The sequence below is a fragment of the Pseudoxanthomonas gei genome (assembly GCF_010119615.1).
Lineage (GTDB): Bacteria > Pseudomonadota > Gammaproteobacteria > Xanthomonadales > Xanthomonadaceae > Pseudoxanthomonas_A > Pseudoxanthomonas_A gei.
In genome coordinates this window covers 46323-72380 of record NZ_QOVG01000008.1, presented here as the reverse complement: position 1 = coordinate 72380, position 26058 = coordinate 46323, and the positions used below count along the sequence as shown (strand labels likewise).

Annotated in this window: 27 protein-coding genes and 2 tRNA genes; 12 read left to right on the top strand and 17 right to left on the bottom strand. The window is 61.7% G+C overall.

Translation table 11 applies throughout. The features are described from left to right. The first annotated feature begins 4 nt into the window (after positions 1-4). The 3 genes from DT603_RS12290 to DT603_RS12280 are packed head-to-tail and all read left to right on the top strand — an operon-like array spanning position 5 to position 2570. Positions 5-1249 carry an AsmA family protein gene (locus DT603_RS12290; RefSeq protein WP_162350180.1) on the top strand — a complete coding sequence of 415 codons (1245 nt, stop codon included), beginning with the start codon at positions 5-7 and terminating at the stop codon, positions 1247-1249. Then, positions 1246-2292, top strand: coding sequence for an A/G-specific adenine glycosylase (gene mutY, locus DT603_RS12285; RefSeq protein ID WP_162350179.1), 1047 nt, complete (start codon positions 1246-1248; stop codon positions 2290-2292). Before DT603_RS12290 ends, mutY begins: the two co-directional genes overlap by 4 nt. A gap of 8 nt (positions 2293-2300) precedes the next feature. Next, positions 2301-2570, top strand: coding sequence for an oxidative damage protection protein (locus DT603_RS12280; RefSeq protein WP_162350178.1), 270 nt, complete (start codon positions 2301-2303; stop codon positions 2568-2570). A 271-nt stretch (positions 2571-2841) separates the two neighbouring features. On the opposite strand, the gene DT603_RS12275 is transcribed toward DT603_RS12280, so the two are convergent. Beyond that, positions 2842-3291, bottom strand: a complete 450-nt coding sequence (locus tag DT603_RS12275) for a DUF6491 family protein (protein ID WP_162350177.1) — start codon at positions 3289-3291, stop codon at positions 2842-2844. Positions 3292-3450: 159 nt separating this feature from the next. On the opposite strand from DT603_RS12275, the gene DT603_RS12270 reads away from it, so the two are divergent. Then, positions 3451-3526: transfer RNA gene (locus DT603_RS12270), tRNA-Phe, on the top strand. Between the two features lie 59 nt (positions 3527-3585). Here DT603_RS12270 and DT603_RS12265 read toward each other — a convergent pair. The 7 genes from DT603_RS12265 to DT603_RS16315 form a co-directional block, all read right to left on the bottom strand. Further along, positions 3586-4416 carry a tyrosine-type recombinase/integrase gene (locus tag DT603_RS12265; protein WP_425500971.1) on the bottom strand — a complete coding sequence of 277 codons (831 nt, stop codon included), beginning with the start codon at positions 4414-4416 and terminating at the stop codon, positions 3586-3588. After that, entirely contained in the window at positions 4413-4823 is a 411-nt protein-coding gene (locus DT603_RS16320; protein WP_162350175.1) for a helix-turn-helix domain-containing protein, read from the bottom strand. Before DT603_RS16320 ends, DT603_RS12265 begins: the two co-directional genes overlap by 4 nt. A gap of 3 nt (positions 4824-4826) precedes the next feature. Further along, positions 4827-6056 carry a hypothetical protein gene (locus DT603_RS12255; RefSeq protein ID WP_162350174.1) on the bottom strand — a complete coding sequence of 410 codons (1230 nt, stop codon included), beginning with the start codon at positions 6054-6056 and terminating at the stop codon, positions 4827-4829. Between the two features lie 83 nt (positions 6057-6139). After that, entirely contained in the window at positions 6140-6922 is a 783-nt protein-coding gene (locus tag DT603_RS12250; protein ID WP_162350173.1) for a hypothetical protein, read from the bottom strand. Between the two features lie 2 nt (positions 6923-6924). Beyond that, a complete protein-coding gene (locus tag DT603_RS12245; protein ID WP_162350172.1) occupies positions 6925-7983 on the bottom strand; it encodes a hypothetical protein in 1059 nt (352 codons plus the stop codon). A gap of 95 nt (positions 7984-8078) precedes the next feature. Continuing rightward, complete coding sequence (locus DT603_RS12240; RefSeq protein ID WP_162350171.1) at positions 8079-8570, bottom strand: hypothetical protein; 492 nt, start codon at positions 8568-8570, stop codon at positions 8079-8081. A 212-nt stretch (positions 8571-8782) separates the two neighbouring features. Continuing rightward, positions 8783-9088 carry an HNH endonuclease gene (locus DT603_RS16315; protein WP_425500975.1) on the bottom strand — a complete coding sequence of 102 codons (306 nt, stop codon included), beginning with the start codon at positions 9086-9088 and terminating at the stop codon, positions 8783-8785. A 744-nt stretch (positions 9089-9832) separates the two neighbouring features. On the opposite strand from DT603_RS16315, the gene DT603_RS12230 reads away from it, so the two are divergent. Both DT603_RS12230 and DT603_RS12225 read left to right on the top strand, forming a co-directional pair. Next, complete coding sequence (locus DT603_RS12230; protein WP_162350169.1) at positions 9833-10915, top strand: sensor domain-containing diguanylate cyclase; 1083 nt, start codon at positions 9833-9835, stop codon at positions 10913-10915. Positions 10916-11054: 139 nt separating this feature from the next. Next, positions 11055-11840, top strand: coding sequence for an isocitrate lyase/PEP mutase family protein (locus DT603_RS12225; RefSeq protein ID WP_162350168.1), 786 nt, complete (start codon positions 11055-11057; stop codon positions 11838-11840). A 349-nt stretch (positions 11841-12189) separates the two neighbouring features. Here the strand turns inward: DT603_RS12225 and DT603_RS12220 are convergent, their stop codons facing one another. From DT603_RS12220 to DT603_RS16310, 4 genes are all read right to left on the bottom strand, one after another. After that, the gene (locus DT603_RS12220; RefSeq protein ID WP_162350167.1) at positions 12190-13152 is read right to left on the bottom strand and encodes a homocysteine S-methyltransferase family protein; all 963 of its coding nucleotides are present in this window, start codon (positions 13150-13152) and stop codon (positions 12190-12192) included. A 393-nt stretch (positions 13153-13545) separates the two neighbouring features. Continuing rightward, complete coding sequence (locus DT603_RS12215) at positions 13546-13797, bottom strand: hypothetical protein (protein WP_162350166.1); 252 nt, start codon at positions 13795-13797, stop codon at positions 13546-13548. A gap of 129 nt (positions 13798-13926) precedes the next feature. Continuing rightward, on the bottom strand, positions 13927-14697 hold the full coding sequence (locus tag DT603_RS12210) for a HEPN domain-containing protein (RefSeq protein WP_162350165.1): 771 nt from the start codon (positions 14695-14697) through the stop codon (positions 13927-13929). A 28-nt stretch (positions 14698-14725) separates the two neighbouring features. Next, positions 14726-15301 carry an NMCC_0638 family (lipo)protein gene (locus DT603_RS16310; RefSeq protein WP_425500967.1) on the bottom strand — a complete coding sequence of 192 codons (576 nt, stop codon included), beginning with the start codon at positions 15299-15301 and terminating at the stop codon, positions 14726-14728. A gap of 576 nt (positions 15302-15877) precedes the next feature. Here DT603_RS16310 and DT603_RS12205 point away from each other — a divergent pair. The 6 genes from DT603_RS12205 to dxs all read left to right on the top strand — a co-directional run bounded on the left by DT603_RS12205 (position 15878) and on the right by dxs (position 22884). Beyond that, positions 15878-16342: a hypothetical protein gene (locus DT603_RS12205; RefSeq protein ID WP_162350164.1), complete on the top strand. Its 465-nt coding sequence runs from the start codon at positions 15878-15880 to the stop codon at positions 16340-16342. Between the two features lie 734 nt (positions 16343-17076). After that, positions 17077-17613 (top strand): lipocalin family protein, encoded by a 537-nt coding sequence (locus DT603_RS12200; protein ID WP_162350163.1) that lies wholly within the window; start codon positions 17077-17079, stop codon positions 17611-17613. A gap of 56 nt (positions 17614-17669) precedes the next feature. Further along, entirely contained in the window at positions 17670-18146 is a 477-nt protein-coding gene (locus DT603_RS12195; protein ID WP_162350162.1) for an LEA/WHy family protein, read from the top strand. Positions 18147-18199: 53 nt separating this feature from the next. Continuing rightward, a complete protein-coding gene (locus DT603_RS12190) occupies positions 18200-19990 on the top strand; it encodes an acyl-CoA dehydrogenase C-terminal domain-containing protein (protein WP_162350161.1) in 1791 nt (596 codons plus the stop codon). An 84-nt stretch (positions 19991-20074) separates the two neighbouring features. Continuing rightward, the gene (locus tag DT603_RS12185; protein ID WP_211368420.1) at positions 20075-20734 is read left to right on the top strand and encodes an HNH endonuclease; all 660 of its coding nucleotides are present in this window, start codon (positions 20075-20077) and stop codon (positions 20732-20734) included. A 239-nt stretch (positions 20735-20973) separates the two neighbouring features. Continuing rightward, positions 20974-22884, top strand: coding sequence for a 1-deoxy-D-xylulose-5-phosphate synthase (gene dxs, locus DT603_RS12180; RefSeq protein WP_162350160.1), 1911 nt, complete (start codon positions 20974-20976; stop codon positions 22882-22884). 648 nt (positions 22885-23532) lie between these two features. Here dxs and DT603_RS12175 read toward each other — a convergent pair. The 5 genes from DT603_RS12175 to DT603_RS12155 form a co-directional block, all read right to left on the bottom strand. Next, positions 23533-24567 carry a TraB/GumN family protein gene (locus tag DT603_RS12175; RefSeq protein ID WP_162350159.1) on the bottom strand — a complete coding sequence of 345 codons (1035 nt, stop codon included), beginning with the start codon at positions 24565-24567 and terminating at the stop codon, positions 23533-23535. Between the two features lie 108 nt (positions 24568-24675). Further along, complete coding sequence (locus DT603_RS12170) at positions 24676-25146, bottom strand: cupin domain-containing protein (protein ID WP_162350158.1); 471 nt, start codon at positions 25144-25146, stop codon at positions 24676-24678. 100 nt (positions 25147-25246) lie between these two features. Then, positions 25247-25323 (bottom strand) — tRNA-Pro (locus DT603_RS12165). 78 nt (positions 25324-25401) lie between these two features. Continuing rightward, entirely contained in the window at positions 25402-25758 is a 357-nt protein-coding gene (locus tag DT603_RS12160) for a MerR family transcriptional regulator (protein WP_093281672.1), read from the bottom strand. After that, complete coding sequence (locus tag DT603_RS12155) at positions 25751-26053, bottom strand: integration host factor subunit alpha (RefSeq protein ID WP_162350157.1); 303 nt, start codon at positions 26051-26053, stop codon at positions 25751-25753. The genes DT603_RS12160 and DT603_RS12155 overlap by 8 nt, the downstream gene beginning before the upstream one ends. Between the last annotated feature and the right edge of the window lie 5 nt (positions 26054-26058).

The window sequence follows — 26058 nt, the reverse complement described above, 5'->3', positions numbered from 1 at the left end:
CTGAATGACACGGCGTCGCAGGATCGCGCTGTGGCTCTTCCTGGCGCTGGTCGTCGCAGGCGCCATCGCCCTGCGCTGGCTGGTGGCTCCCGCCACCCTGGTGCCCAATGTGCTGGCCCTGGCGGGGCGCTCGCTGGGTCTGGAAATAACCGCCAGCGGCGTGGGCGAGTACCGCCTGCGCGGCACGCCGCAGCTGGTGGCGCGCGACGTGGTCGCCCGCCTGCCGGGTGAAGGCACCGCGGTGCTGCGCGCAGAACGCATCTTCATTTCGCTGCCCTGGTCCACGCTGCGCGCACGCGGCAGTGAACTCAGCGCGCATCGCGTGGAGCTGGACGCGCCCGTGCTGGATGTCGAGGCCTTCAGGAAGTGGCAAGCCACGCGCCCGCCCGGCAAGACTCCCGTTCCCACCCTGTCCAAGGGCATCGGCATCGTGCGCGGCCAGGTGCTGGGCTCCGGCTGGAAGATCGACAACCTCAATGCCCAGCTGCAATCGCTCGCGCCCGGCGCCCCAATGCGCATGCACCTGCAGGGCCGCTATGTGGGCGGGGACCTGCGCGTACCGGTCGATGTGCATGCCACGCTGACCAGGCCTGGATCCGGCGCAGGCCTCGGTGTTGCGGGCAAGCTGTCGCTGGAGGAAAAAGACTGGCGCATTCCTTCGCGGATTCTCCTGTCGGCCAAGCTGGTGACCGATCAGGCAATCGAATTGCGGCATGCGGTGCTGGGCGCGCATTCGCGCTACGTTGCCGGCAGCAGCGCGCTGCCATTTTCGCTGGGAATTGCAGGGCCGCTGCGCTTCGAGTCCGGCGCCATCACGCTGCAACCGGCCGGCCTGTCGATCATTGGCAAGGACGCAATGCCGACCCTGGATGCCTCCGGCCAATTCGCCATGACCCAGGGCATGGGCCTGCAACTGGACGGCAAGCTGGCCACCTGGCCTTCCGCATGGCCGGCGTTGCCACCACCACTGGGCCAATCGAATTCGCCGCTGCCCTTCAACCTGTCCTATGCAGGTGCGACCGACCTGTCGGCCATTGCATCGCTGCGCCTGCAGCGCGACGCCAGCATCTTCGACGGGCGCTTCCGACTGCCCGAAATGATGGACTGGATCGATGCCCCGGCTGCAGGCTCGCCGCTGCCGCCGATCTCCGGCAACTTCACCACGCCACGGATGGAGGTCTCGGGCGCGGTGCTGGAAGGCGTCGAACTGCAGTTCGATGACCCCTCGATTGCGGTGCCGGTCGAATGAACCCCGTCGCGGGAAGTTTCGCCCAGCGCCTGCTGGACTGGTTCGACCACGGCGGCCGCCACGACCTGCCCTGGCAGCATCCGCGCACGCCATATCGCGTGTGGCTGGCCGAGATCATGCTGCAGCAGACCCAGGTCAAGACGGTGACGCCGTATTTCGAGCGCTTCGTGGCGGCCTTCCCCACCCTGCCCGACCTGGCCGCGGCCAGCCTGGATGACGTGCTGGCGCAATGGTCGGGGCTGGGCTATTACGCCCGCGCCCGCAACCTGCATACCAGCGCCCGGCTGTGCTGCGAACTGCATTGGGGTGAGCTGCCACGCGACTTCGCTGCACTGGTCGCATTGCCCGGCATCGGCCGCAGTACGGCCGGCGCGATCCTGGCCCAGGCCTGGGGCGAGCGTTTCCCCATCCTGGATGGCAACGTCAAGCGCGTGCTGGCGCGCTACCACGGCATCAGTGGATGGCCGAACCTGCCCGCGGTGGAGAAGCAGTTGTGGATGCTGGCCGAAGCACACCTGCCGGCCTCGCGCATGGCCGATTACACCCAGGCGCAGATGGATTTCGGCGCAACCCTGTGCACGCGGCAGAACCCGGCCTGCATGCTGTGCGTGATGAACACCGATTGCATCGCCCTGCGCGACGGCCGCGTGGAAGAACTCCCCACCGCGCGCCCGGGCAAGCCCCTGCCCGAACGTACCGCCCTGGTGTTGTTCGCACAGAATGCAGACGGCGAAATCCTGCTGCAGCGGCGCCCGCCGACGGGCATCTGGGCCTCGCTGTGGTCGCTGCCGGAAGCCGAAACCCACGAGCAGGCGCGCAGCTGGTTCGCATTGCACCTGCACGGCGACTACGACCAAGCCGAAGCGCTGGCCGAGATCCCGCACGTGTTCTCGCATTACCGCCTGCGCATGCATCCGTTGCACTGGCAGGCGCTCGTCGCCCGCGACGTGGTGCGCGACAATGCCGACCTGCGCTGGGTGCCGCGGGCCGCACTGGCCACGCTGGGACTGCCAGCGCCCATACGAAAACTGCTGGGCGAATAAGGATCACCATGCCAAGAACCATTTTCTGCGAGCACCAGAAGCGCGAGGCCGAAGGCCTGGATTTCGTGCCCTATCCCGGCGAGCTGGGGCAGCGCATCTACGCGCACATCGGCAAGCCGGCCTGGGCGGCCTGGCTGGCACACCAGACCATGCTGATCAACGAAAACCGCCTGTCCCCCCGCGACCCCAAGCACCGCGCGTTCCTGGAAAAGGAACTGCAGAAGTACCTGTTCGAAGGCAATACCGACAAGCCCGCCGGCTACACCGCCGAAGAGTGAGCCCTGCTCTCCTTGTAGAGCCGAGCAGGCTCGGCTCTACAACGTGGCACGGCGTTGGTAGGTTCGTGTAGGAGCGACGCAAGTCGCGAAGCCAGGAAATCATGGCCCCCGACCCTGCTGGCAATCCGGCACCGCGTGCTTCGCGACTTGCGTCGCTCCTACAACAAGCCGCCATCTCCCGCGCAATCACCCTGCGCATGTCGCTACCCCAGGCCGTCATCCCGGCGCATGCCGGGACCCAACCCGACGGAGGAGGAGGTGTGTGACGACCTCAGCTGCTGGCAGCCTCGCGCTCCACCAGCTTGGCTTCGCGCAGTTCCTTCTGCGCCTGCTTCAAGGCCTTGACGTCGAGGGGGCGGATGCTCTCGATCCGGCAGGCGATGCGGATGCTGCTGGTACCGCCGCCCAGCACCTGCACGCTGTCGAAGCGGGCCGACACCCGGCCGCCAAAACTGCTCACGCCAATGGCAGGCGCGTAGTCCAGGTCCTGGCAGGGCCCATAGAGTTCCAGCAGATAGGCCTGGCTGGGCCGGGTCCAGACGGTCAGGGCACTGTCGCCCAGCGGCGTCCATCCATTGATCTGGCCGAAATACTGGAAGTCCCTGACCGGTTCGCCCGCGTGCGCCTTGTACAGGTCCAGGGTTTCGGCATCCGACATACGGGTGGTGCTGCAGGCCGACAACAGCACCGCCGTGGCAAGCATCAGGATCGCGCGTTTCATGTCCGTGCTCCGGTTTTTGTGGATTCCCCAGCATGATGCGCCCCCGAAATCGAACCCCATCGCAACCGGCTCCTGCCCGTTTAGCACCCAGGCAGCTTGCCCCAAGGCCCCCGTCCCCGTATCATTCCGCCCCTCACTTCGGCTTGGCCGCAGGTGCATGGCCGGGTAGCTCAGTCGGTAGAGCAAGGGATTGAAAATCCCTGTGTCGGGGGTTCGATTCCCTCCCCGGCCACCATTTTGGTGGCGCTCCTAGTCCTTTAGGATCAAGACGTTACATTGCGTTTTCGTGACGCGTTAAACAGCCCGCACTCGTTGCGGGTTTTCTGTATGTGACGCCAGTGTGCCGTCAATCCGACACGCCGCGCCACGCAGGTGGTCCGCCGCCAAGTGGGCATAGCGCAGGACCATCTCGAAACTGGCCCAACCGCCCAGCTCCATCAGCTCCTGAAGCGGTGTGCCGTTCTGGACGTGCCATGAGGCCCAGGTGTGCCTCAGGTCGTGCCAGCGGAACGTCCGCTCGATCCCGGCCCGTGCCAGCGCCAGTTTCCATGCCTTGGTAGAACATCGCGCCACAGGCTTACCTTCATAGGTAAACACGTACGCGGCATCCTGCCCGAGTCGCCGCCGTAGAACGTCTACGGCAGGCGCATTCAATGGGACGCCAATAGCCCGTCCGGCCTTGGCTTCGTCTGGATGGATCCACGCGACACGACGGGCCACGTCCACCTGCTCCCATTGCAGATAGGACACATTGCGCTGCCTGAGGCCCGTCGAGAGCGCGAACTGCGCCATGTCGCGGAGATGGGTCGGCAACTCGTCCAGCAGTCGCCTTGCCTCCTCCGGTGACAGGAAGCGGATACGCCCCTTCGGTTCCCGGAACAGCCGGACTTTCGGGATGGTCTCCAACCATTCCCAATCATCCCTTGCGCGTCTCAAGATCGACCTGATCAGGGCGAGGAAACGGTTCGCGTTGCTCGGGCTGGATTCTTTGGCCTTTGCATCGGCGATGCGGTCGATCACGTCCCGGGTCACATGCTTCAACTGCAAGTGGCCCAGGTAGCGATCCAACGCCCGTAACCGCGCAACGTCCTTGTCGTGCGATCTTTTGTCACTGGTTTCCTTCACCCACCTGACGGCAGCGTCTTTCCAGCTCCGTTCGGGTTTGACTCCGAGCCTTTGCTCTTCCCAGTACTGGACCTTGAGCCGGTCGTGGTACTCCTGAGCGAGGGCGCGGTCTTCAATCCCAGAAGAGCGGCGTATTCGCGTGCCGTCTGGCGAGGTGAGATCGACCCACCAGACACCGCCGCGTTGGTATAGCCCCATATGGATTTCTCCGAGTTAGGGCCACTTAGCGGCGCTTGCCGTCGAGCAGCGTAGAGCTGGCCGAGGTAGGCGGCAAGATCTTCCTCAAGGAAGACCCAACATTTCCCGGGTTTGGCGGCTTTGAGGCGACCTTGTCGGGCATGGAGACGCAGAACGGCGGGGGACATGCGCAGCCACTCCGCCGCTTGCTGCAGGTCGAAGGTCTGCATGACTTAGCTCCGGTCATGACCTGGGATCCGCAGGTTGTAGCGCCGGGCCTTGAGCTTGGTTTTGCGCAAGGCGTAGTCCTGCAGGCGTTCGGGGAAGTCCCGGGCCGGGTTGTCGTAGTACGCCTCCAGCGCCTGTAGGAATTCTCCTAGCCCCTCCCCGATGTCTGCGATTCCTTCCCTTGCCATGAAAGACGTCAGGCCCGCGATCCCTGCCCGGAAAAGATAGTCATCAGTGGGTGGGCGTGACTTGGCCACCCGGGTCAACGGGGGCGCTTCGGGTTCTATGTCCCATAGACGCGAGAGGTCGTCCCATAACGGATGGGTGGGCCACCGGCTACGGGTTTCGTCCGAGTCTGAGGGGACAGCCAGCCGGAGCCATTCCGTGCACAGGTACCGCCACAGACTGCCGGAGAGTCCTAGCGCTTCGTCAGCCGGACCCAGCATGGCCTCCGGCAGGCCTTCCCGGCGGATCTGGAATTCCATGCGCCAGACCTGATCACCCTCCTCCCAGCCCTCAAGGCTCCAAAGAGGTTTGATGTAGTCCTTGCGAGACTTCAGGATTTCCCGGGTCTTGTCGTAGAGCCGAGCGCTGACCTCATTGCCGCCGCCGAAGGATATGCCGGTGACTTCATCGGCCTCCTCGTGGATAGACCGCTTTTTGCTTCGCTTGACCCAGTTGCGACCGGGGAAACTAGCCAGGTCGTGGTCTGTCCCGAAATCCGCATAAAGGTCTATACGGCTGATCTTGGGCGGCCCGGAGACCTCGCCCATACCAGCGACCAGCTTGGTAATGACCTCGACGGCTTCCTCCGGACCCACAGCGGTCAGGTATTCGCTTCTAATCTGGACGACAGCTAAGGGCAGGAGGCCAGCCGAGGCGTTGGAGAGCTGGATGGAGAACCAGTTGTCCTCAAGGACGAAGGCGAACCGGCCCCGCCCACGCGGGAGGGTCACGAACCTATGGTCACCGATGCAGATTCCGGCGGCCGAAATGACATGCTCGTTGCTGGACTGAGCCTTCAATTTGCACTCTTGCAGGCACAAGGCCAGAGCTGGGTCGATGCCACCTGGGAAAGACAGATACAAGCTGTCTACCCCATGCCGGTACGGTCGAATGCAGTTTGCGGGTGCTGTGATACTGGGTGGCGCACCCGCGGCGCGAACGCCACGCGCGGCCTGATCGGCGCGCATGGCTTGCCGCGCCCCTTGGTCGGAAATCTCAATCTCGTTCATAGCATTTCTCGCTAGCGCCCCAATTGGGCATCGAGAAATCTATGTGTCTGCGCTCACCAATCCGACCAGCTAAATCGGCAGTTTTAAATTCCAGCTTCTTTTTGCCACTTTCGGAAAAGCATAAACAGGGACTTCTTGGAATCCTTAAGCTGGTTGTCGTCCCCATAAAGTTTTAAATGCATGACGATCAACTCGTGAATTTCGTCTTGGGTGCAAGACTCTAAAGCGCCTTGGTCCCGGAGCAAGTACTCCGCCCAACGGAGTACCGGGTAAATTGAACGCTTTTTATGCGGCCCCCTAATAGCTGTGAATATCTCTGCACCTAATGAATGGTCTCCCGCTAGTTGACCCCAGCGCAATGACGCCTGAAAGAACGGCATGGTGGAAATTAGGCTATCGACCGACAGCGCATTGAAAAGAGCCTGAATGTCTCCCCGATCACGGCAAGCGACGATCATGTCGTTGATTGACAGTGAGTAATGCGCAATTGCATCGAGGTTACCAATCATTGCGAAAGCTACAGGAAGTGCAGCAGGATGGTCGGGTGCATCATCCGGGATATCTCCGATTGCATCTAACAGCGCACCGGTGAAATTACCACTGTTCGCTGCGGCTAAGACCTGCGCCTCTATCCCTGCAATAACGACCATCTTTGACAACAATTGAACGAGCGAGTCTTGATAGAAAATCGTCCAATTTGGCACTGACATTAGTTTTTCAATCGACCTCACCGATTTCTCGTCGTCTGTGCTTTTCAGCATTGCTAATCGCTCTGACCAAACAGTCCGAAAAGTGGCGAGGCAGGTTTCAATATCACGACCTGATATGCGCCCGTACAGCTTGGAATGCCATGTTTCTCTGTCCATGCCTAGGGCTGCTGAGCGCGTCGCAACTGCAGCTTGCAATATGCGATTAAGGCATTATTGAGCCTCTTGGATGCAGCCCACCTCTGAACCACATAGTTCTTATAAGGCTTTGGCAAATTGCCCACGTACGGCAAAAGCGTCGCAAGCCAGTTCTGCCACTGGTATACGTTTATGGAAGCTTGAAACCTATGAACTATTTCAGGATAGGTAACGGATGGTTCGACAGAAAATGATTCTCCACTAAGCTTTTCCCGTAAGCCATATCGATCCTCAACGAGCAAGCTTCCCACGCCTTGATTGAAGTCTAGGCTGTGGCTTCGAACGTACTCCGTGTCATACAAGTCAGTTTGCGGTTCGACTAGTCCGCCCTTGAACATCGGCTGGTAAACGATGACTCCACCTGGTCGGATGGGATGACGAAGAATAGGCCGTGTTGTTCGTTTCCTTCCCTCATGCATGCTCTCAATTAAAAGCCTGCCATCCGGGACTAATTCTTCCTTCTCCGGGTATGGAAATCCAATGCGCCTAGCAAGCAAGAATTGATAAGAAATGTTTGTGAAGTAATAGTTGTTGACGGTCAAAACGAATGCGCTAGGAGTTAAGGCGAAAGACAAGCCATCAACGCCACTAATGTTCAGCCGCTTGTGGGGCATATCCGTCTTCTCAACTAGCAAAACCCGATCGTATTGACCAATTCGATCGTCTATATGGTAGTTGGGGTCTATGCCAGCGAAGTTCTTGTCGAGCTGCCTGAATCCGAGCCAAAGTCCCACGCGAACCTTGTCGAGCCAGTCAAGAAACTGAGACATTTCAAATGCGGTGACCTCACGGCCTTCCAAGATCGCAGACATTGTTGTCTGCGCTGCTGTTTCCAAGGCTGAATAACGCCCATTACATGCGTTGCATGCGGGGAAAACGAACTGATCGAACGCAAATTTGCGCCCTTGGAAGCCGTTCGTTAATGCAGGATCTTTTTTATCCCAACCGAATCCCGCCGTACGATTTGGGTCGCCCGTAAGTTCAATTAGCCATAGCGGGAGAACATGTTCCCGAGTTTTCATCTCTGGCTTTCTGCCGCAGAAAATGCATGTCTTTACCAACTCACTTCCCCAGTCGCTTACTAAACAGCCGCCGTCCAAGGCAGCGTTACAAGAACTTATGCGTGAGAATCACCCCCTGGACGAACGAGGTCCCACGCCTGATGCTCGTCTGTCCACTCGTACAGGAACCAGAGTTGCTCAGCCTCGTAAATTCCCAAATCCAAGCTGCGGGTTTCAAGCCTAGTGGCTTGGCCGCCTAGCAAGGACTGCAAGAGCATCTCGTTTGCCAATAGGGAGTGAGCAATATAATTTCTATGGCCGACCACACTATTCAATAGAACCACGAAATCTTCGCGGACTCCTTGCTCCCTCATGACTGTGGACACGCGACCAAGAGTCCAGCGCTCCATGGTTTCAAGTTCAAATTGATATCTTCTGTGCAGGAGATTCTTGAGGCTGAGTTCCAACATTTGGGCGACACCCATAAACATGGCGAATCGCTCTAAGAGTGAGAGACCAGCGTACTTTTCTAGGCGCTTAAAGACGGCGTCCTTGATTTCCTCTGGGGTCAATAAAGGCTCAGTTTCGATTGGATTTTCTGGCACCATTTTTACCCCCTAGAGCGGAAGGCGACTCAATTCGGAATCGCCTCAGTTCCATTGTTTCGCTGGAGCCTATCAACGAAATGCTCTTCAAAGCTGGAAGATCAATGGCAAGCGCCGTAAGTGGCTGATTTTAGTTATTAAATATTGATTTTAGCCTGGTCTTGAAAAGCCCAGCTGCTGCAACGCGCCCTCCTTTCCCAATCGACCGCTTACCACTATCGATACTGTTTGCGTGCCGACAACTTGACTAGCTCTGCCACCGCTAGGACTTCGCGGGCATGCCACCGCCCCTCATTGAGCCGATTCCGGACCAGGTGTCGATGCTCGTTCACCCGTAGGGGCACTTGGCGTGCGTGGCGTTTGGTATTACAAAAATAACAGGCAGCCGCTATGTTGCTTGCGTCATCTGTCCCGCCTTCGCATTTCGCGACAAGATGTTCGGCAGTACAGCTAAGCTTTAAGGCGAGTCCCACAGATACTCTGTGGCTCACGGCGAATTGAAGCACGCTCTCCAAGAACATGGGCAGATTGCAGTAGTAGCAGCGGCCAGATTGGGCCTCGTAAGCTTGGGCTCGAATTTGAGCCAGAGTCTTGCTCATCGGTAGTTCCTCAACGCGAATTCCAAGAGGCCTTTCCCCTGTAAAAGGAAAGGACAGGAACCCGTTGAGCAGTAACTCACCGGTACATGCCTTGCTGCGGGTAACGCTTAGGACAAGGCTGGCCGCCTGGGTAAAGGTCGGTTGCAGATATAGATACAACGCCCTTTATCGAAGATCAAGTTGTGTCGTGAACCAGATGGCAATGTCAGTCAACTGAACTGAGGTAGGCGAGGATGGCAAGCCCCGTAAGCGGCTGTAAATAAAGAATTTTTCGAAGCAGCAGGTTGGCCTTGAAAATCCCTGTGTCGGGGGTTCGATTCCCTCCCCGGCCACCATTTTCGGTGGCTTAGACGTTGCAAATACAAAGGCTTGCGCCAACCGCGCAGGCCTTTTTGCTTTGTGGGCACGGCTACTGACCTGGGCCTGCAACCTGCACGGGTCTGCTTTACCACGCCGTCGCTTGCCCAGCAGCAGGCGCCGGCGGGCACGCATCCGGGCGGGGCCTGATTCCACTTCGCGCGTGCACCCCTGCCCACTGCGCTGTTGTCGCATTTGAAGCCGTCGCCCTGCCCGATCCTCGGGCTACCGTCTGGCGGCGCGGGCATCGCTCAGGTTGCGATATTGGTTCTGGCCTAGACTTGGTGGAGTGGTTCCAGATGGGTCGACATGACGCGCAATTCGAGTGAAGCCGGTAGTTTCGAAGCGATCACGGCCGAGCGGGACAGGTTGCTGGAGATCGTGACTGCGCTGGGGCAGGTGAGTTCTTCGCCCGCCACGACCCCGGAGCTGATGCGTGAAACGGTCCAGCAGGTAATGCACCTGACGCGGGCCCAAGGCTCGGTCCTGGAAGTCGCCGATGGTGCGCAGCTCGAGTACCGCGCCGTGGCCGGCACGGTCTCCGCCTATCTGGGCCTGCGGCTGGATGCCGCGAGCAGCCTGTCGGGCCTGTGCGTTGCCCGCAAGCAGATCATGTACTCGCGGGACACCGCCGATGATCCGCGCGTGGATGCGGCGGCCTGCAGGAAAATTTCGGCTCGCTCGATGCTGGTGGTGCCGCTGTTTCGCGGGTCCGATGCAATCGGCGTGCTCAAGGCGGTCTCGTCCAGCGCCGATGCGTTCGACCGGATCGACGAATACGCGCTGTCGCTGTTTGCGCTGTTCATCGGCGGGGTGATCGCCCGGCAGGCCGAGAGCGACCACAGCGCCGAACTTGCTGCCGACATGGAACGCAGGGCATTGCGCGACGAGCTGACCTCCCTTCCGAACCGGACGGCCTGGCTGGAAGAGCTTGCCCGTGGCATCGCTCGCGCACGCCGCGCCGGGACGCCCCTGGCGGTGGTGTACATGGACCTCAACGAGTTCAAGGAAGTCAACGACAGCCATGGACATGCCGCGGGCGACCGCGTGCTGCAGACGTTCTCGGTCCAGCTTCGCGATTGCGTACGTACCACCGACTTCGTCGCACGCCTGTCCGGGGACGAGTTCGCCATCCTGCTGGAGGGTTTCCAGGATGTGGAACGCGACGTGACGGCGGTAGCCGGAAAAATCATCGACGCCTCCCATGCGGGAACACCATGGGGCGCACTGACCCTGCGTTGCCTTCCCAGCGTTGGCATTGCCTTCCAGACAGGTCCGGACTACTCGACGGAGACGCTGGTGCGTTGCGCGGACGAAGCCATGTATCGCGCCAAGAACGCACGCACCCATTTCAGCATCAGCGATTGCAGCGGGCAGCGCACCTGGGAATAAAGCGCGCCAAATTCCACTCCCGCGTCCAGAAGCGTTGTCCCTGCCAACGTACTTCGCTAGCCTGATTCCTGATCTCTTCCCCTTGCTTTCCCGGGCCACTGCAGTGAACGCGATTACGCCCACGCATCCTCCAGGTCCTATGCCAGATCCTTTTGACAAAACAGAGCGTTTCCGCCAGTTGCACCGGTCCGGATTCTTTCTCCTTCCCAATGCCTGGGACCGCGGCAGTGCAGTTCGGCTGGCCGAGGCAGGCTTCAGCGCGATCGCGTCCACCAGCGCCGGTGCGGCATGGGCGGCTGGCAAGCAGGATGGTGAACTCGGTCTGCATGAAGTGCTGGATCATCTGCGAATGCTGGTGGAGTCGGTATCCCTGCCCGTCAACGCCGACTTCGAGAACGGTTTTGCGGACGCCGCCGAGGACGTGGCAGTAAATTTAGGGCTGGCGGTCCAGACCGGCGTAGCCGCTGTATCGATCGAGGACTGGTCCGGCACGGCGATGTATGAGACGGAACTTGCCATCGACCGCATTCGTGCCGCGCGCGCGGCGATCGATGCGTTCAACCCCAACATCATGCTGGTGGGTCGCAACGAGAACTTCAGGATTCCGGGGATGTCTGCCGAAGCAAGCATCTCCCGTGCGGTCGCTTATGCCGACGCCGGCGCGGATTGTCTGTTCGTGCCTCTCCTTCTGGATCACGGCGTGATCGCCGAGCTTGTCCAGGCGGTCGCGCCCAAACCGGTCAATGTCGTTGTCCACAACTACGATGAAAACATACCCGCCTTGGCAGCCCTGGGGGTGCGTCGCTGCAGCGTAGGCGGGAGCCTGGCCAAAAGGGTCTGGGGAGCTTTTGACGACGCGGCCCAGGCGCTCAAGCATTTTGAAGCGATGGCCCACGGCGCGAGCCCGGGGTTTGAACACCATTGAGCGAAGGTCGGAGCAGACTGGCTTGCGTGGCTCTGTAGGGGCCATCCCGCAAGGTACTTGTGGGATGGCGCCCTACGGGGCCTTGCAGGATTGCGCTCTACGGGGATACAGCAGGGGCAACGCGGGCACGCACCCCTTCCGAAGACTGGGCGCTGCGACATGCAACTACGGGTGTGCTTGCTGGTGAGCCGATGGGTTCAAACAACGACCTCACCGGCGCGTCTGCCTTGTCTGCGCGCGCGGCAGCCGCGGCGCCATCTTCTCATCCGGGGAATGCGCGCCGCGATCCCCGGAAGTCATGGTGGGGAGCGAGCGTAGCCAGCCGTTGCCAGTCAGGTGTAGCGAAGGGTCAGGCCGCACTGCCGAATAGCGGCAGACAATGCAAGGCCATCTGGTCGACGTGACGATGATCCGTACCGCAGCACCCACCGAATACGTTCAGGCACTTCAAATGGCGGCCTTTCAACATAGCGTAGTCCCGTCCAAGCGCCTCGGGGTCGCCAGCATCGAGCTCAAGTGCTTCGTTCAATTCAGCATGGCTCAGTTTGGAAGCATTTGCGCGAAGGCCGTGAATGCGATCTTTCCAAGGTTGGTCTCGATCGACGACGGCGCTGAAGTGGCTTGGGTGCGCGCAATTGATCATGAAGTAGGAAGGATAGTCGCCTGTGGCCGCGTCAATCTGCTTGATCGCCTCGCCGAGGGGCTGGCCAGTCGGAAGCCTTCCGTCAGTCTCGACAGTCAGCGAGATGACGACTGGCATCTGCACGTTTTTGGCCGCACGGGCCAAGCCTACGGCTTCTTCCACGTAGTTCATCGTGATGGCCGTGACCAGATCGACAGCGGTTCCCGCAAAGGTCTGGACTTGCAGGCTGTGGTAGTCCTCAGCCTGCGTCACTGACATCAACGCGGCAGGCACATAACCGTCACCGCGTGGACCAATGCATCCGCTGATGACGACCGGGACATCTGCGGCCTGGTAATCGGCGCGTATGTCTTCGAGCATGGCGACGCTCCGCCGATTGACCTCGGCGAGTTCGTCAGCGGTATATCCAAGCTTGCTGCCCCAATCCGCGCTGGCCCGCCAAGTTGCGGTCTCAAGCACCAAGCCGGACCGGTGCTTCTGCGCCAACTCTGCGTAAGTACGAAAGTACTTCCTAAGTGCCTCCTCCCCCTGCTGCGTCCGGAACAAGTGAAAGGCTGCGAAGAAAGGGAGGTCCATGCCCTCGAGAAAGATCAAGGTCGTCTCGATTCCACCATCCGCCAAGAAGAAGTCGCCACTCATCTGAGGCAACGCGTGCCGGTACTTAGCCATGACATTTCTCCGCGGGTGGGTGAGTGCACTCCAAAGCATCGTTGACACGGGCGGGCGTACGGTGTCGGTCGTCGTGCGGCCTAACGCCTGAGTTAAGCCGGACCGGTTTGCGGCCGCGGCGAAGTGACAATGTACCTTGCGGCGCCGTGGCCGCGAAACGGTCTCGGCTTGAACGAATTGTTAGGTCTATTTGCTGATATCTAGGTACTTTCTGAATTTCTGTTTGGCAGGCTCAAACTGTTCGCTGAGCCACGCGAGTTCAGAGTGCATACCATCACAGACCTTCTGATGGTCATAGCCTTCAGGCGGCACCTGCGTGAAATCCCGGTATTCCTTTGACCAGTACTGAAGCTGGACTCCGCGCTTGTATATCTCATCAATGTACGAAGGAATTTAGGGCCCAAAAAGGAAATCTGCTTCTGAGACTGATGTGCGGAAAGCAAGTAGATCTTCGTAGCTAGCCTTTGCGTCTCGAACAATAATACTGAGGATCTTGCGCACTTCCTCATACACTTTTAGGCGTCGATCGTAGCGATCTAAGACTAATTTTTGTTGGTTCGTCTTCCATTGCTGCCAAGCGACGTACGTCGCCACAATAGCGATCAGCGGCGTCAATAGCGCTTTGGAGATTTCTACAATTTGCATGAGGCACATGGATAGACCTAACGCCTGAGTTAAGCCGGGCCGCTGCGCGGCACGGCGTGATGTTACACGTCACCATTTAAGCCGAGCCGCGAATCGGTCTCGGCTTGAACGAATTGTTAGGTGCGCCTTCTACGATGCGTACCGCTCAATAACAAAAAAGTTCTGCACAAGACGGGTATTGATCCGGAATGTCATTTCTCGAAAGTGGTCGTTTGCAACGCTTACAGCGCGAAGATCGAGACTGGAATTTTTCCCGTGAGCGATTTTATTGCGTTGTTCGCGAATTCGATTGAATTCACGCTTCTCGTTGTCCGAAAGCGGAATTAGCAGTCCGTGTTCGATGATGTCCGGAATAGCATGTGCCTTTAGATTCTTGTGGCGATCAACCAGCATACGAACACCGTAAAACGACAGAATTTCTGTCGGGAATCTGTATTTTTCATCTTCAAGGACAACGGAGTGCTTTTGATACCTCTCTTCCTTTCCCTTCTTATAAACTCTCATCTTGTCCAGCGCTGCTTGCACCCTTTGGCTTGGTGCAGTGTTGACGCGCGCTTTCTCGCGGCGCTGTGCAAGCTCAATAAAGACTTCTGCTCCACCATGAAAATCGAACATCTCTTGGATTGCTGCCTTTACGAAGGCTTCGTAGAAGCTAAATAGACTTAGCAGCAAATACGATGAGAGCCGTTCTTCAAAGGTCGTGATGCTGGCTGTTAAAGCGGTTGGCGAATTATTTGGTGAGAAATAGTGCGGGGCGCTTAGGCTTGCCGTGCCAGCGGCGACTTCTTGTAGATGCGCTTGTAAAAGCGGCATTGCGTGGCAAACGGTCACTGCAAAGTCGAAAGCCTGCTGAACTTGCAGCTTGTGAGTTTCGTGTGCTTTTGTCTTTCGGTACTGCATGAAATCCCCTACGCACCTAACGCCTGAGTTAAGGCGAGCCGCGAAGCGGCTTCGCCTTGAACGAATTGTTAGGCTTATTGGCCACTGCCATTGAAGCCATGGCTTGAACGGCTGCAGTGGCCTCGCTTGAGGTCGTGAGAGTGAAGAGTAACTCTGTCTCTTCCTCGGAGCGATGCCAAGCGTACGACGAAGTTTTGAGCGCGTCAGTGTTAGGTCCTCCGGTCGCTCTAGGGCTGGCAATCAGGGGCTCCGGGGCGGACGCGACTAGGGCAGCGAAGTTGGATTGGACTTCTGCGACTGGGGCATGCTGGGCGAATACAGTACAAACGCCATCATCCCGCCAGCTAACTACGTACATTCCGTCAGGAAGGCGAATGGACCAGGCAGTGCCAGGGGAGCCCCCAAGGAAGAATTGAGACTGCTCTCCTTGAAGTACGGGCGCGCTCTGGGAGGTCATATTGGCTCTCAATTTTTCCGGAGCGTAGAAGTGCTGCATGCAGGTAGTAGCAAAGAGTGCGGTAAACGTCTCTTGCTGGGGTGGCTCGGCGGCGAAGGCACCCGATGAAAGTGCAAAAGCTGCAGTTGCCAATACTGAGATGCGCATTACTTTCCCCATAAGCCTAACTCTATATAGAACCCAAAAAATGGGATGTAGCAGATATTCACACCGCAATCAGATGCCGGTCAATCAGAACAATTCCTGCGATCGAGCAACAGCTTGACACCCCAAGTCGAAGACCTGGTGTGTGCATCTGTCTCGCAAATACCGCAAAGGCGAGGCGGTAATTCATACCGGCACATTATTGGCGTCATATCTACTTCAACAGATCACTGCTGCCCGGTTCGTGCCGGAGCCAACATTGCTTACCACCGCGAGCTGCGGCACGGCATCTTTTATCGGTCGCGGCTTGCGCAACTCCTGCAAAGGCTGGATGCGGTGCGCTCGACCTCTATCGTCCCGGCGGAATTCATATTGGAACCCGACCGGCAGAAATCCCGGCAAGACCCGGGTTCGCCCCTCCCCCGTCAGACTTTCCCTACAAAACAACGCGGACTCCGCCGACTATCGCGCTCCGGCCTGCCCTGCCACATTCCTCTTGCCCGCCCAATGACGGCTGGCATCGCCGGCCCGGATTCGCCGGGCCTGACCACCACATGGAATGCATAAGGAGTAGTGCCCGTGAGTATCAATTTGATCTCCCTCGATATCACCATCGAACAGCAGGCCGCCGCCCTGGCCGGGCTGGCGCAAGTGGAGGCCGCCCTGCCGGGGCTGCTGTCGCTGGAACCTGCCGAACGCCGCAAGCTGCTGTGGATGGGCGACCAGAGCGAAGTGTTCTGCCGCCAGACCATCCGCGTACTGGGTGACAACCCGCAGATCGTGCCGCCCAGCCTGGACGTGGCCGGCGCCGAGGCCGACCTGCTGGCACTGGACCGCCTGCGCCCCGTGCTGGAACGCATGACTCGCCTGTGTTCCAGGGCCGAGGACACCGCCGCCGCCCTGGGCAACGACATCATGGATGTGTCCCTGGATGGCTACGGCCAGCTCAAGCTGTCCGGCGCCGCGCACGGACTGGAGGAACTGCGCCGGCAGATCGGCGCGCGCTGGGCCAAGACCCGCCGGCGTCCGGCTGCCGGTACCTGACCACGGAATCCCGTCTGGCAGCAGTTGCACACAAGCCGCCTGCGGGCGGCTTGTTCCGTTTGGCCGGACGGAAAAGGGGCGACGGGTATTCCCGGATACCCGCCAGGTCTTTCGCAAGGGGTGCGCACCCCCTCCATCAGGGTCGGCGGGTATTCGCGAAGGGTCGCGGAGGCTTCGCGATGGCTGGGTGGCTATTCCGGAAGGGTCGCGGAGCCTTTGGGAATGGGTCCCGAGCCTTCTACAAGGCTCGCCGCCCCTTATGGAAGGGTGCGAAGGCCTTCGCGAACGGTGGCGGAGCCTTCCATAAGGGTCGGCGACTGTTCCGGAAGGGTCGCGGACCCTTCCCGAAGCCATTCTCAGCCGACGGTGAGCTGGGGTGAGCCGCCATCTGCCCCTCCATGGCACCCACGCCTTCGCGGGGCGCAGGCTCTTCCCCGTCGAAGGGGGACGCGCTATCTGGTTGGACGCGTGCTTCGTTTGGTCCGGGCTTGCGCGGATGCTGTGGGGTGGGGGGAGGCTCGTGTCTGGGTTGTCCCGCGTAGAGCGCCCCCCATCCGCCCCTTCGGGGCACCCCCGCCTTCGCGGGGGCAGGCTCTTCCCCCGTCAACGGGGAAGGGTTCTTCTCCTGGGGCTCGTTCCATTCCCTGCTTTATGGCCCAGCACCCCCAACAACCGCTTCACACATCCCGCCCCGGCGCCCCATAAGCTGCGGCTCCGGCTTTGGAGACGCAGTCATGCACCGCTTGTTGGTCCCGCTCTTGCTGCTGCTGTCGCTGGCCCCCTGCGCGCACGCCGCCAACCCCGTCACCTCCGTGCCGCAACTGGACATGTCGCGTTACGCCGGCCAGTGGCATGAGATCGCCCACCTGCCCTTCTCCTTCCAGGCCAAGTGCGCCGGCGACATCACCGCCGCCTACACCTTGCGCGACGACAACCAGATCGGCGTGCGCAATGCCTGCCGTACGACCGCGGGCGAGATGAAGGTCGCCGACGGCATCGCCCGGCCCGTGCCCGGACACCCGGGGCGCCTGGAAGTGCGTTTCACCCCGGACTGGCTGGCCTGGGTGCCGTTCCTGTGGGCCGACTACTGGGTGATCGACCTGGACCCCGGCTACACCTGGGCCGTGGTGGGCGAGCCCGACCGCAGGTACCTGTGGATCCTGTCGCGGGAGCCGGCGATGGACCGGGCCCTGTTCGAACAGATCAAGGCCCGCGCCACCGCCATGGGCTACGAACTGGAGCCCCTGATCATGGCCGCCCCGCTGCGCTAGAAGTTCATCCCATACGCCGTAGTATCCTTGGCCATCGCAGGCGAGAAGGAATCGGCATGAAACGTGGTTGGCATCTGGCGTCGCTGTTGCTTTTCTCCGCCTTGCTGGCGGCCTGTGCGGGCGGACCGGTGCGACGGGTGTCCCCGCCCGCGGCCAGCATCCAGCAGTTGACCGTGAATGCCGATGGCAGCTGGTCGGTCGAGCTGCGCCTGCAGAACTACAGCAGCATCCCCATGCGCTTCGACAGCGCCGACCTGGCCCTGACGGTGGCCGACCAGGCCGCCGGCAGCCTGAAGGGCGCGCCGCAGATTTCCGTAGGGCCCGAATCGGCCGACGTGGTCAGCCTGCCGTTCAAGCCCACGCCCGCGGCGCGCATGCAGATCGCCGATTCGCTGGCCGGGCGCCGGCCGCTGGCCTATGCGCTGAAGGGCAAGCTGCAGGCCACCCCGGAGGAAGGCAAATCGCGCTCCTTCGACATCGATGTCAAGAACACCCTCAACCCCGTGCCCGGCCTGGACGGCGTGCTGCGCTGAGCCAACGCCCCCTCCCCTCATTCCCGAAAGAATTCCCGAGAGTCCGACGATCCATGACGACCTACAAAGCACCGCTGACCGATATCCGCTTCGCCCTGTACGACGTGCTGGGCGCCGACGCGCTGTTCGCGAAACTGGGCTACACCGAGGCCAGCCGCGAACTGGTCGATGCGGTGCTGGATGAAGCCGCGCGTTTCACCGAGACCGTGCTGGCCCCGTTGAACAGTGTCGGCGACGAGATCGGGTGCAGCCTGGACAAGGCCACCGGCGAGGTCACCACCCCGCCCGGTTTCAAGCAGGCCTACCAGCAGTTCCAGGAAGGCGGCTGGACCGGGCTGACCGCCGCGCCGGAATTCGGCGGCCAGGGCCTGCCGCACACCATCGGCGTGCCGCTCAACGAAATGATCAACGCCGCCAACCTGGCCTGGGGCAACTTTCCGCTGCTCTCGCATGGCGCGGTGGAAGCGCTCAAGCAGCATGGCGAGGACTGGCAGCGCGAGGCGTTCCTCAAGCCCATCGTCGACGGCCGCTGGACCGGCACCATGTGCCTGACCGAACCGCATTGCGGCACCGACCTGGGCCTGCTGAAGACGCGCGCCGAACCCAATGCCGATGGCAGCTATTCCATCACCGGCACCAAGATCTTCATCACCGCCGGCGAGCACGACCTGACCGACAACATCGTGCACCTGGTACTGGCCAAGTTGCCGGATGCGCCCCCTGGAGCGAAGGGCATTTCCCTGTTCGTGACCCCCAAGTTCAAGGTCGCGCGCGATGGCAGCGTGGGTGAACGCAATGCGGTGCGTTGCGGTTCCATCGAACACAAGATGGGCATCAAGGGTTCGGTCACCTGCGTGATGAATTTCGACGGCGCCGAAGGCTACCTGGTCGGCCAGCCGCACAAGGGCCTGCAGGGCATGTTTACCATGATGAACACCGCGCGCCTGGGCGTTGGCCTGCAGGGCGTGGGCCTGTCCGAACGCGCCTACCAGAACGCGGTGCGCTACTCGCTGGACCGGCTGCAGACGCGCTCGCTGAGCGGGCCAAAATTCCCGGAAAAACCCGCTGATCCGATCATCGTCCACCCCGACGTGCGGCGCATGCTGCTGACGGTGAAGTCGCTGGTCGAAGGCAGCCGTCTGCTGGCCCTGCACGCCGGCACCCTGATCGACGTGGCACACCACGCCGAGGACCCGGCCGAGCGCGAAGCGGCCGACGTGCTGGTCAGCTTCCTGACGCCCATTTCCAAGGGCTGCCAGACCGAATGGGGCATCGAGAACACCTACAACGCGCTGCAATGCTTCGGCGGCCATGGCTACATCCACGAGCACGGCATGGAACAGCTGGCCCGCGATGCGCGCATCACCACCTTGTACGAAGGCACCACCGGCATCCAGTCGCTGGACCTGATGGGTCGCAAGACCGCGGCCAGCAAGGCGGCGGGCCTGCGGATCTTCCTGGGCCAGATCGAAGCCTTTGCAAAGGCCAACGAAGGCGATGCGGCACTGGCCGAATTCATCGTGCCGCTGCGCCAGAAGGCCAGCGAATGGGAAGCGCTGACCCGCGGCATCCTGCAGCGCGCGGCCGGCGATGCCGAGGAAATCGGCGCGGCCAGCACCGACTACCTGTTCTATTCCGGCTACGTCGCGCTGGCCTACTGGTGGGCGCGCAGCGTGGCCGCGGCCAATGCCTCGTCGCACCCCGAGTCGTTCAAGCTGTCCAAGCTGGAAACCGCGCGCTTCTATTTCGCACGCGTGCTGCCGCGCACCCTGGCCCATGCCGCGGCGATCGAATCGGGCGCCGCGCCGCTGATGGCCATGGACGCCGAACGCTTCAGCGCCTGACCCACCCAGGCGCGGGCCTGCCCGCGCCTGCCGTTGCCGGCCTGGTACACAAATCTTCAACATTTGGGTATAACCTGCTTCTCCATGGAAGCAGACCCAGCTCAGCTTCAGATGGAACAGCCCGGCAGCCACGTGGTGCCGGTCGACTTCGCACTGCATCCCTCCTCCCGTTCGGCCACCGTGCGCCTGCTTTCGCTGGACGCCTACGGCCGGGTGCTGGACTGGATCAACTGGCAGGACGCCACCTGCCTGTACGCGCGCGACGCGGTGGCGTGGACGCTCGGCGATCCCTGCCTGCGCGTGCATGGCGGCACCTGCCGCATGACCGGCGAACAGAGCATCATCGAACTGCATCCCATCGTCGCCTCGCGCGGCCATGCGCGTGCGCAGGCGCTGTCGCCGACGCCCACGCTGACCAACACCGCGTTGTTCGCACGCGATGCGCAACTGTGCCTGTATTGCGGGCATGAGTACTCGCGGCCCAGCCTGACCCGCGACCACGTGCTGCCGCTGTCCAAGGGCGGCCGCGACAGCTGGGAAAACGTGGTCACCGCCTGTTTCCACTGCAATTCGCGCAAGGCCAACCGCACCCCGCAACAGGCGAACATGCCGTTGCTGGCCGTGCCCTACCGGCCCAGCTGGATCGAACACCTGATCCTGTCCAACCGCAACATCCTGGCCGACCAGATGGCCTTCCTGAAGGCGCATCTGCCGAAGCGGTCAAGGGTGAAGGGTGAAGGGTGAAGGGTGAAGGGTGAAGGGTGAAGGGTGAATAGCGAAGGGTGAATGGCGACGGGTAAATAGTGAATAGAAAAGGGTGAATCGCCAGGCGCGAACAGGCCCCTGCTCCTCTTCCCTCTTCACTATTCACTCTTGACTATTCCCTTTGCCATTCACCCTTCGCCATTCACCCCCCGCCATTCACCTTCATCTTCACCCTCCATCGCTTGCCCGCCTCCTGAATGCGGAGGAAAATAGCGCGGATGATCGACCCCACCCGCTACCCGCGCCTTTCCCGCATCAACATCCCGTCCGACCTGCGCCAGTTCGAGGAATCCGAACTGACCGCGATCGCCGACGAGTTACGCGGCTACCTGATCGAATCCGTGGGCAAGAGCGGCGGCCACTTCGGCGCCGGCCTGGGCGTGATCGAACTGACCGTGGCCCTGCATTACCTCTACAACACGCCCGATGATCGCCTGGTCTGGGACGTGGGCCACCAGACCTACCCGCACAAGATCCTTACCGGCCGCCGTGACCAGATCCACACGGTCAAGCAGGCCGATGGCGTGGCGCCGTTCCCCAAGCGCGAGGAGAGCGAATACGACACCTTCGGGGTAGGCCATTCCTCCACTTCCATCTCCGCGGCGCTGGGCATGGCCATCGCCAATGCGCAGGCCGGCAACGAGCGCAGGGTGGTGGCGGTGATCGGCGATGGCGCCATGACCGCGGGCATGGCCTTCGAGGCGCTCAACCATGCCGGCGGCATGGAGGATCCCGAACCCAACCTGCTGGTGGTGTTGAACGACAACCAGATGTCGATTTCCGAGAACGTCGGCGGCCTGACCAAGATGCTCGGAAGGGTGAGCGGCAGCCGCACGCTGAATGCCTTGCGCGAGAGTGGCAAGAAGCTGCTCGGCGACAAGCGCAAGCCGCCAGCGCGTTTCATGCGCCGCTGGGAAGAACACTGGAAGGGCATGTTCGTGCCCTCCACCCTGTTCGAGGAAATGGGCTTCCACTACACCGGCCCCATCGATGGCCACAACGTGCCGGCGCTGGTCGGCGCGCTGAAGACCCTGAAGACCCTGAAGGGCCCTCAGCTGCTGCACATCATCACCACCAAGGGCAAGGGCTACGAGCTGGCCGAAGGCGACCAGATCGGCTACCACGCGGTGGTGCCGTTCGACCCCGAGAAGGGCTTGATCAGCAAGACCGGTGCGAAAAAACCGACCTACACCGACGTGTTCGGCGACTGGCTGTGCGACATGGCCGCGGCCGACCCGAAACTGCTGGCCATTACCCCGGCCATGCGCGAGGGCTCGGGACTGGTGCGCTTCAGCAAGGAATACCCGGCCCGCTATTTCGACGTGGCCATTGCCGAGCAGCACGCGGTGACCCTGGCCGCCGGCATGGCATGCGAAGGCGCCAAACCGGTGGTGGCGATCTATTCCACCTTCCTGCAACGCGGCTACGACCAGCTGGTGCATGACGTGGCCATCCAGAAGCTGGACGTGCTGTTCGCCATCGACCGTGGCGGCGTGGTCGGGCCCGATGGCGCCACCCATGCCGGCAACCTGGACCTGAGCTACCTGCGCTGCGTGCCGCACCTGGTGGTGATGGCGCCAGCCGACGAGGAGGAGTGCCGCAAGATGCTCAGCACCGGCTTCCAGCACGCCGGCCCGGCTGCGGTGCGCTACCCGCGCGGCGCCGGTCCGGGCGTCGCGCTGGAGACTTCATTGGCCACGCTGCCGATCGGCAAGGCCGAGTTGCGCCTGCGTGGTGCGCGCATTGCCTTGCTCGCCTTTGGAGCGACGGTGCCGGCGGCCGAAAAGATCGGCCAGGAGCTGGGCCTGACCGTGGTCAACATGCGCTTCGTCAAGCCGCTGGACCGCACCCTGATCCTGGAACTGGCGCGGACCCACGAGGGCTTCGTCACCATCGAGGACAACGTGGTGATGGGCGGCGCCGGTTCAGGCGTGGCCGAACTGCTGAACGCCGAGCAGGTGCTGCTGCCCTGCCTGCACCTGGGCCTGCCCGACGAGTTCCAGCACCACGCCAGCCGCGAACAATTGCTGGCCGAAGCCGGCATCGATGCAGCAGGCATTCGTGCCGCGGTGCTGGCGCGCTGGCCGCAAGTGGCGATCAGCGACGCACCGGTAAGTGTCGCCGGCTAGCAGCCGACGCGGATCCACGCAGCCACTGGATTCGCCGCGCCGCCAGCGGCCTTGTTGTAGGAGCGACGCAAGTCGCGAAGCCAGGAAACCCTGGGCCCACGTCCTATGAGCAATCAGGCGCTGTTTGCTTCGGGACTCGCGTCGCTCCTACAAACGCCAGGCCCCGCATTCGCATCGCAGCTATTGACGGTCATTCCTTGTTGCAGCTCCGGGCTTGCCCGATGCTCCCTGCGACCCAGCAAGCCTTTGTAGGAGCGACGCAAGTCGCGAAGCCAGGAAACCCTGGGCCCACGTCCTATGAGCAATCAGGCGCTGCGTGCTTCGCGACTTGCGTCGCTCCTACAAAAGCCAGGCCCGCGCCATCGCAGCGCGGAGTCGACGCGCATTCGCCTGGTGCAGGTCCGGGCGTGCCCGGATCCTCCCACCAACAGGCAGCCGCTCCCTGTAGGAGCGACGCAAGTCGCGAAGCCAGGAAACCCTGGGCCCACGTCCTATGAGCAATCAGGCGCTGCGTGCTTCGCGACTTGCGTCGCTTCCTACAAACGCCAAGCCGGTGTTTTCGCACCGCGGCACATCGGCGCCCACTCTGGCTGACCGTTGTCCCTGACCCGGTGGCAGCCGGCGGGCTCGGCCCTATGTCCGAGCGGATTACAGCGGCGCTTCGACCAGGTAGCCCCTGGCCTGCAGGTAGGACAGGTAACCGTCGGGTTTCTGCAGCTCGGCAATCGGCATGCTGGCGAAGCTCACCGTGTTTTCCTGCAGCGCCTTTTCGACGACCTGCAGCCAGTGGTTCCTGATGCGCGCTTCGATGTCGCCCATGCCGCGCTTCCTGGCGAACTCGCCGCCCGTCATCGCCGACATGCAGGCGCCCGCCTGCTTTTCCGAAGGCAGCGAGCGCAGGGCCTCCAGGTCGCCTACCGACCAGGCGTTGGCGCGGTCGACCATGACCGGAAGGTCGTTTTCGACCCGGTCCAGGGCAAGCCGGAAACATTCCAGGTCATCCACGCCTTCGCGGGCGAACTCCTTGATCGCGGCCTTGGGATCGTCGATGTTGATCTTCAGCGCGGTGGGCGTGAGTTCCATATTGCGGCGTTTCAATACCGCATCGATCACCGGCGTGATCACCGGCTTCTGGCCCAGCCCGGCCTTGCGGTTGGCCCGCGTGTAGAGCTCGCTGGCGACCAGCACCGGACGCTTCTTCTCGATGCCCTTGTCATGGCCGAAATACGTGGGTTTCAGCGCGAGCCAACGTGCATACAGATCGGCCGGCAATACGTCCTTCAGGGTCTTTCCATCCGGATTCTTCGCCGCCTTCATCGCCGAGGGCACCAGCATCAGCCCCCTGAATATGCCGATGTCCGACCCGACCACCACGCCCGGCGGGCCCAGTACCTGGCCGGCCTGCTCGAGTATCGCGTTGACCTCGTCGGCCTTCCAGTCGATGCCGCTGGGCAGGGGCGAGAGGGTGCCCAGCACCCACAGGCTGTGGCCATCGCGGGACACCTTCCACAGGCCGGGGCCCGGCTGGGTTCCGGTCACCACCACCGTCTCCATGTTGCGGACGCCTTCGCTGTCGACGGGCTCCTGCGCCGCGACAGGCACGGCAGGCATGGCGGGCGTGGCGCGCAACGGGGCGGCCAGCAGCAGGCAGCTGGCCAGCAATACGATGAGGGGGGAACGCATGCGGCTACCTTCCGATTGGGAAGTGCGGAAGCTTAACGGCTTGCCTCCCGATCCGCCCGCCGCTTTTGACACTGGCGCGCGGCATTGCACATATGACAGAAGGCGCGGTCAGCCCGTGAGGCCGCCGGCGGCGCGCAGCCCACTGGCGGTGGCGCTGGCGTGGTCGAGTATTTCCAGGCCACTCCACACGAAGCCCGGCGACACCGAGCAGTTCGCCAGCGAGTATTCCCCATGCGAGCGTGCGCTCTGCCAGATGCCGGCGGGCACCACCTGCACCAGCTGTCCACCGCGCGCCGAGGTATCCAGCTGCACGTGGCTGAGGGTGCCGCCACCGGGGTCGTACATCAGCAGTTCGATCGGGCTGCCTTCCTGCCAGTCCCAGACTTCGACGGCATCCACGCGGTGCCAACGACTGGATGCGCCTTCGGTGAGCAGGAACTGGATCGAGGTGATGGAGGGCCGCAGCACGCCGTTCACCTCCACCTGCTTGGTGGATTCGTAGACACGCCGGTAATGGCCGCCTTCCGGATGCGGGGCCAGCTCCAGGGTGCGGATCAGTTCCAGTGCGCGTGGATGCATGGACCCCATCCTAGTGCACCGCCGACGCTTCGCCCAACGAAAAAACACGCCCAATAAAAAACCCGCATGCGGGATGCGGGTCTTCCGTGTTGCTTCACATTGGTCGGGACGGCCGGATTTGAACCGACGACCCTCTGCCCCCCAGGCAGATGCGCTACCAGGCTGCGCTACGCCCCGAACTGATGCGAATCCCCGCCTTGGCGGCGGGGCGGCAATTATAGCCGCATTGGGTGGATGACTGTCGCTTGGAATGACTCAGCGGCGCAGCAACTGCAGGATTTCTTCCAGCTCCATGCGGACCTGCTTGACGATCTGGTTGCTGAGCGCCGATTCCTGCTTGGCACCCTCGCCTTCCAGGCGCAGGCGCGCCCCGCCGATGGTGTAGCCCTGTTCGTACAGCAGGCCGCGGATCTGGCGCACCATCAGCACGTCGTGGCGCTGGTAGTAGCGGCGGTTGCCGCGGCGCTTGACCGGCTCCAGGCTGGGGAACTCGGTTTCCCAGTAGCGCAGCACGTGCGGCTTGACGTCGCAGAGCTCGCTGACTTCACCAATGGTGAAATAACGCTTGGCCGGGATAGGCGGCAGTTCGCGGTTGCTTCCCGGGTCAAGCATGTGCCGCTCCCGAATAGGCTTCCACGCGTTCCTTCAGTTTCTGGCCCGGGCGGAAGGTCACCACGGTGCGTGCGGAGATCGGAATCTCTTCACCGGTCTTGGGATTGCGGCCGGGACGCTGACTCTTGCGGCGCAGGTCGAAATTGCCGAAACCGGAAAGCTTGACCTGGCGGCCCTGCTCCAGGGCCTCGCGCAGCACATCGAAATAGGCATCGACGAATTCCTTCGCCTCGCGCTTGTTCAGCCCGACTTCGTCGAACAGGCGTTCGGACATCTCCGCTTTCGTCAGTGCCATGCAAT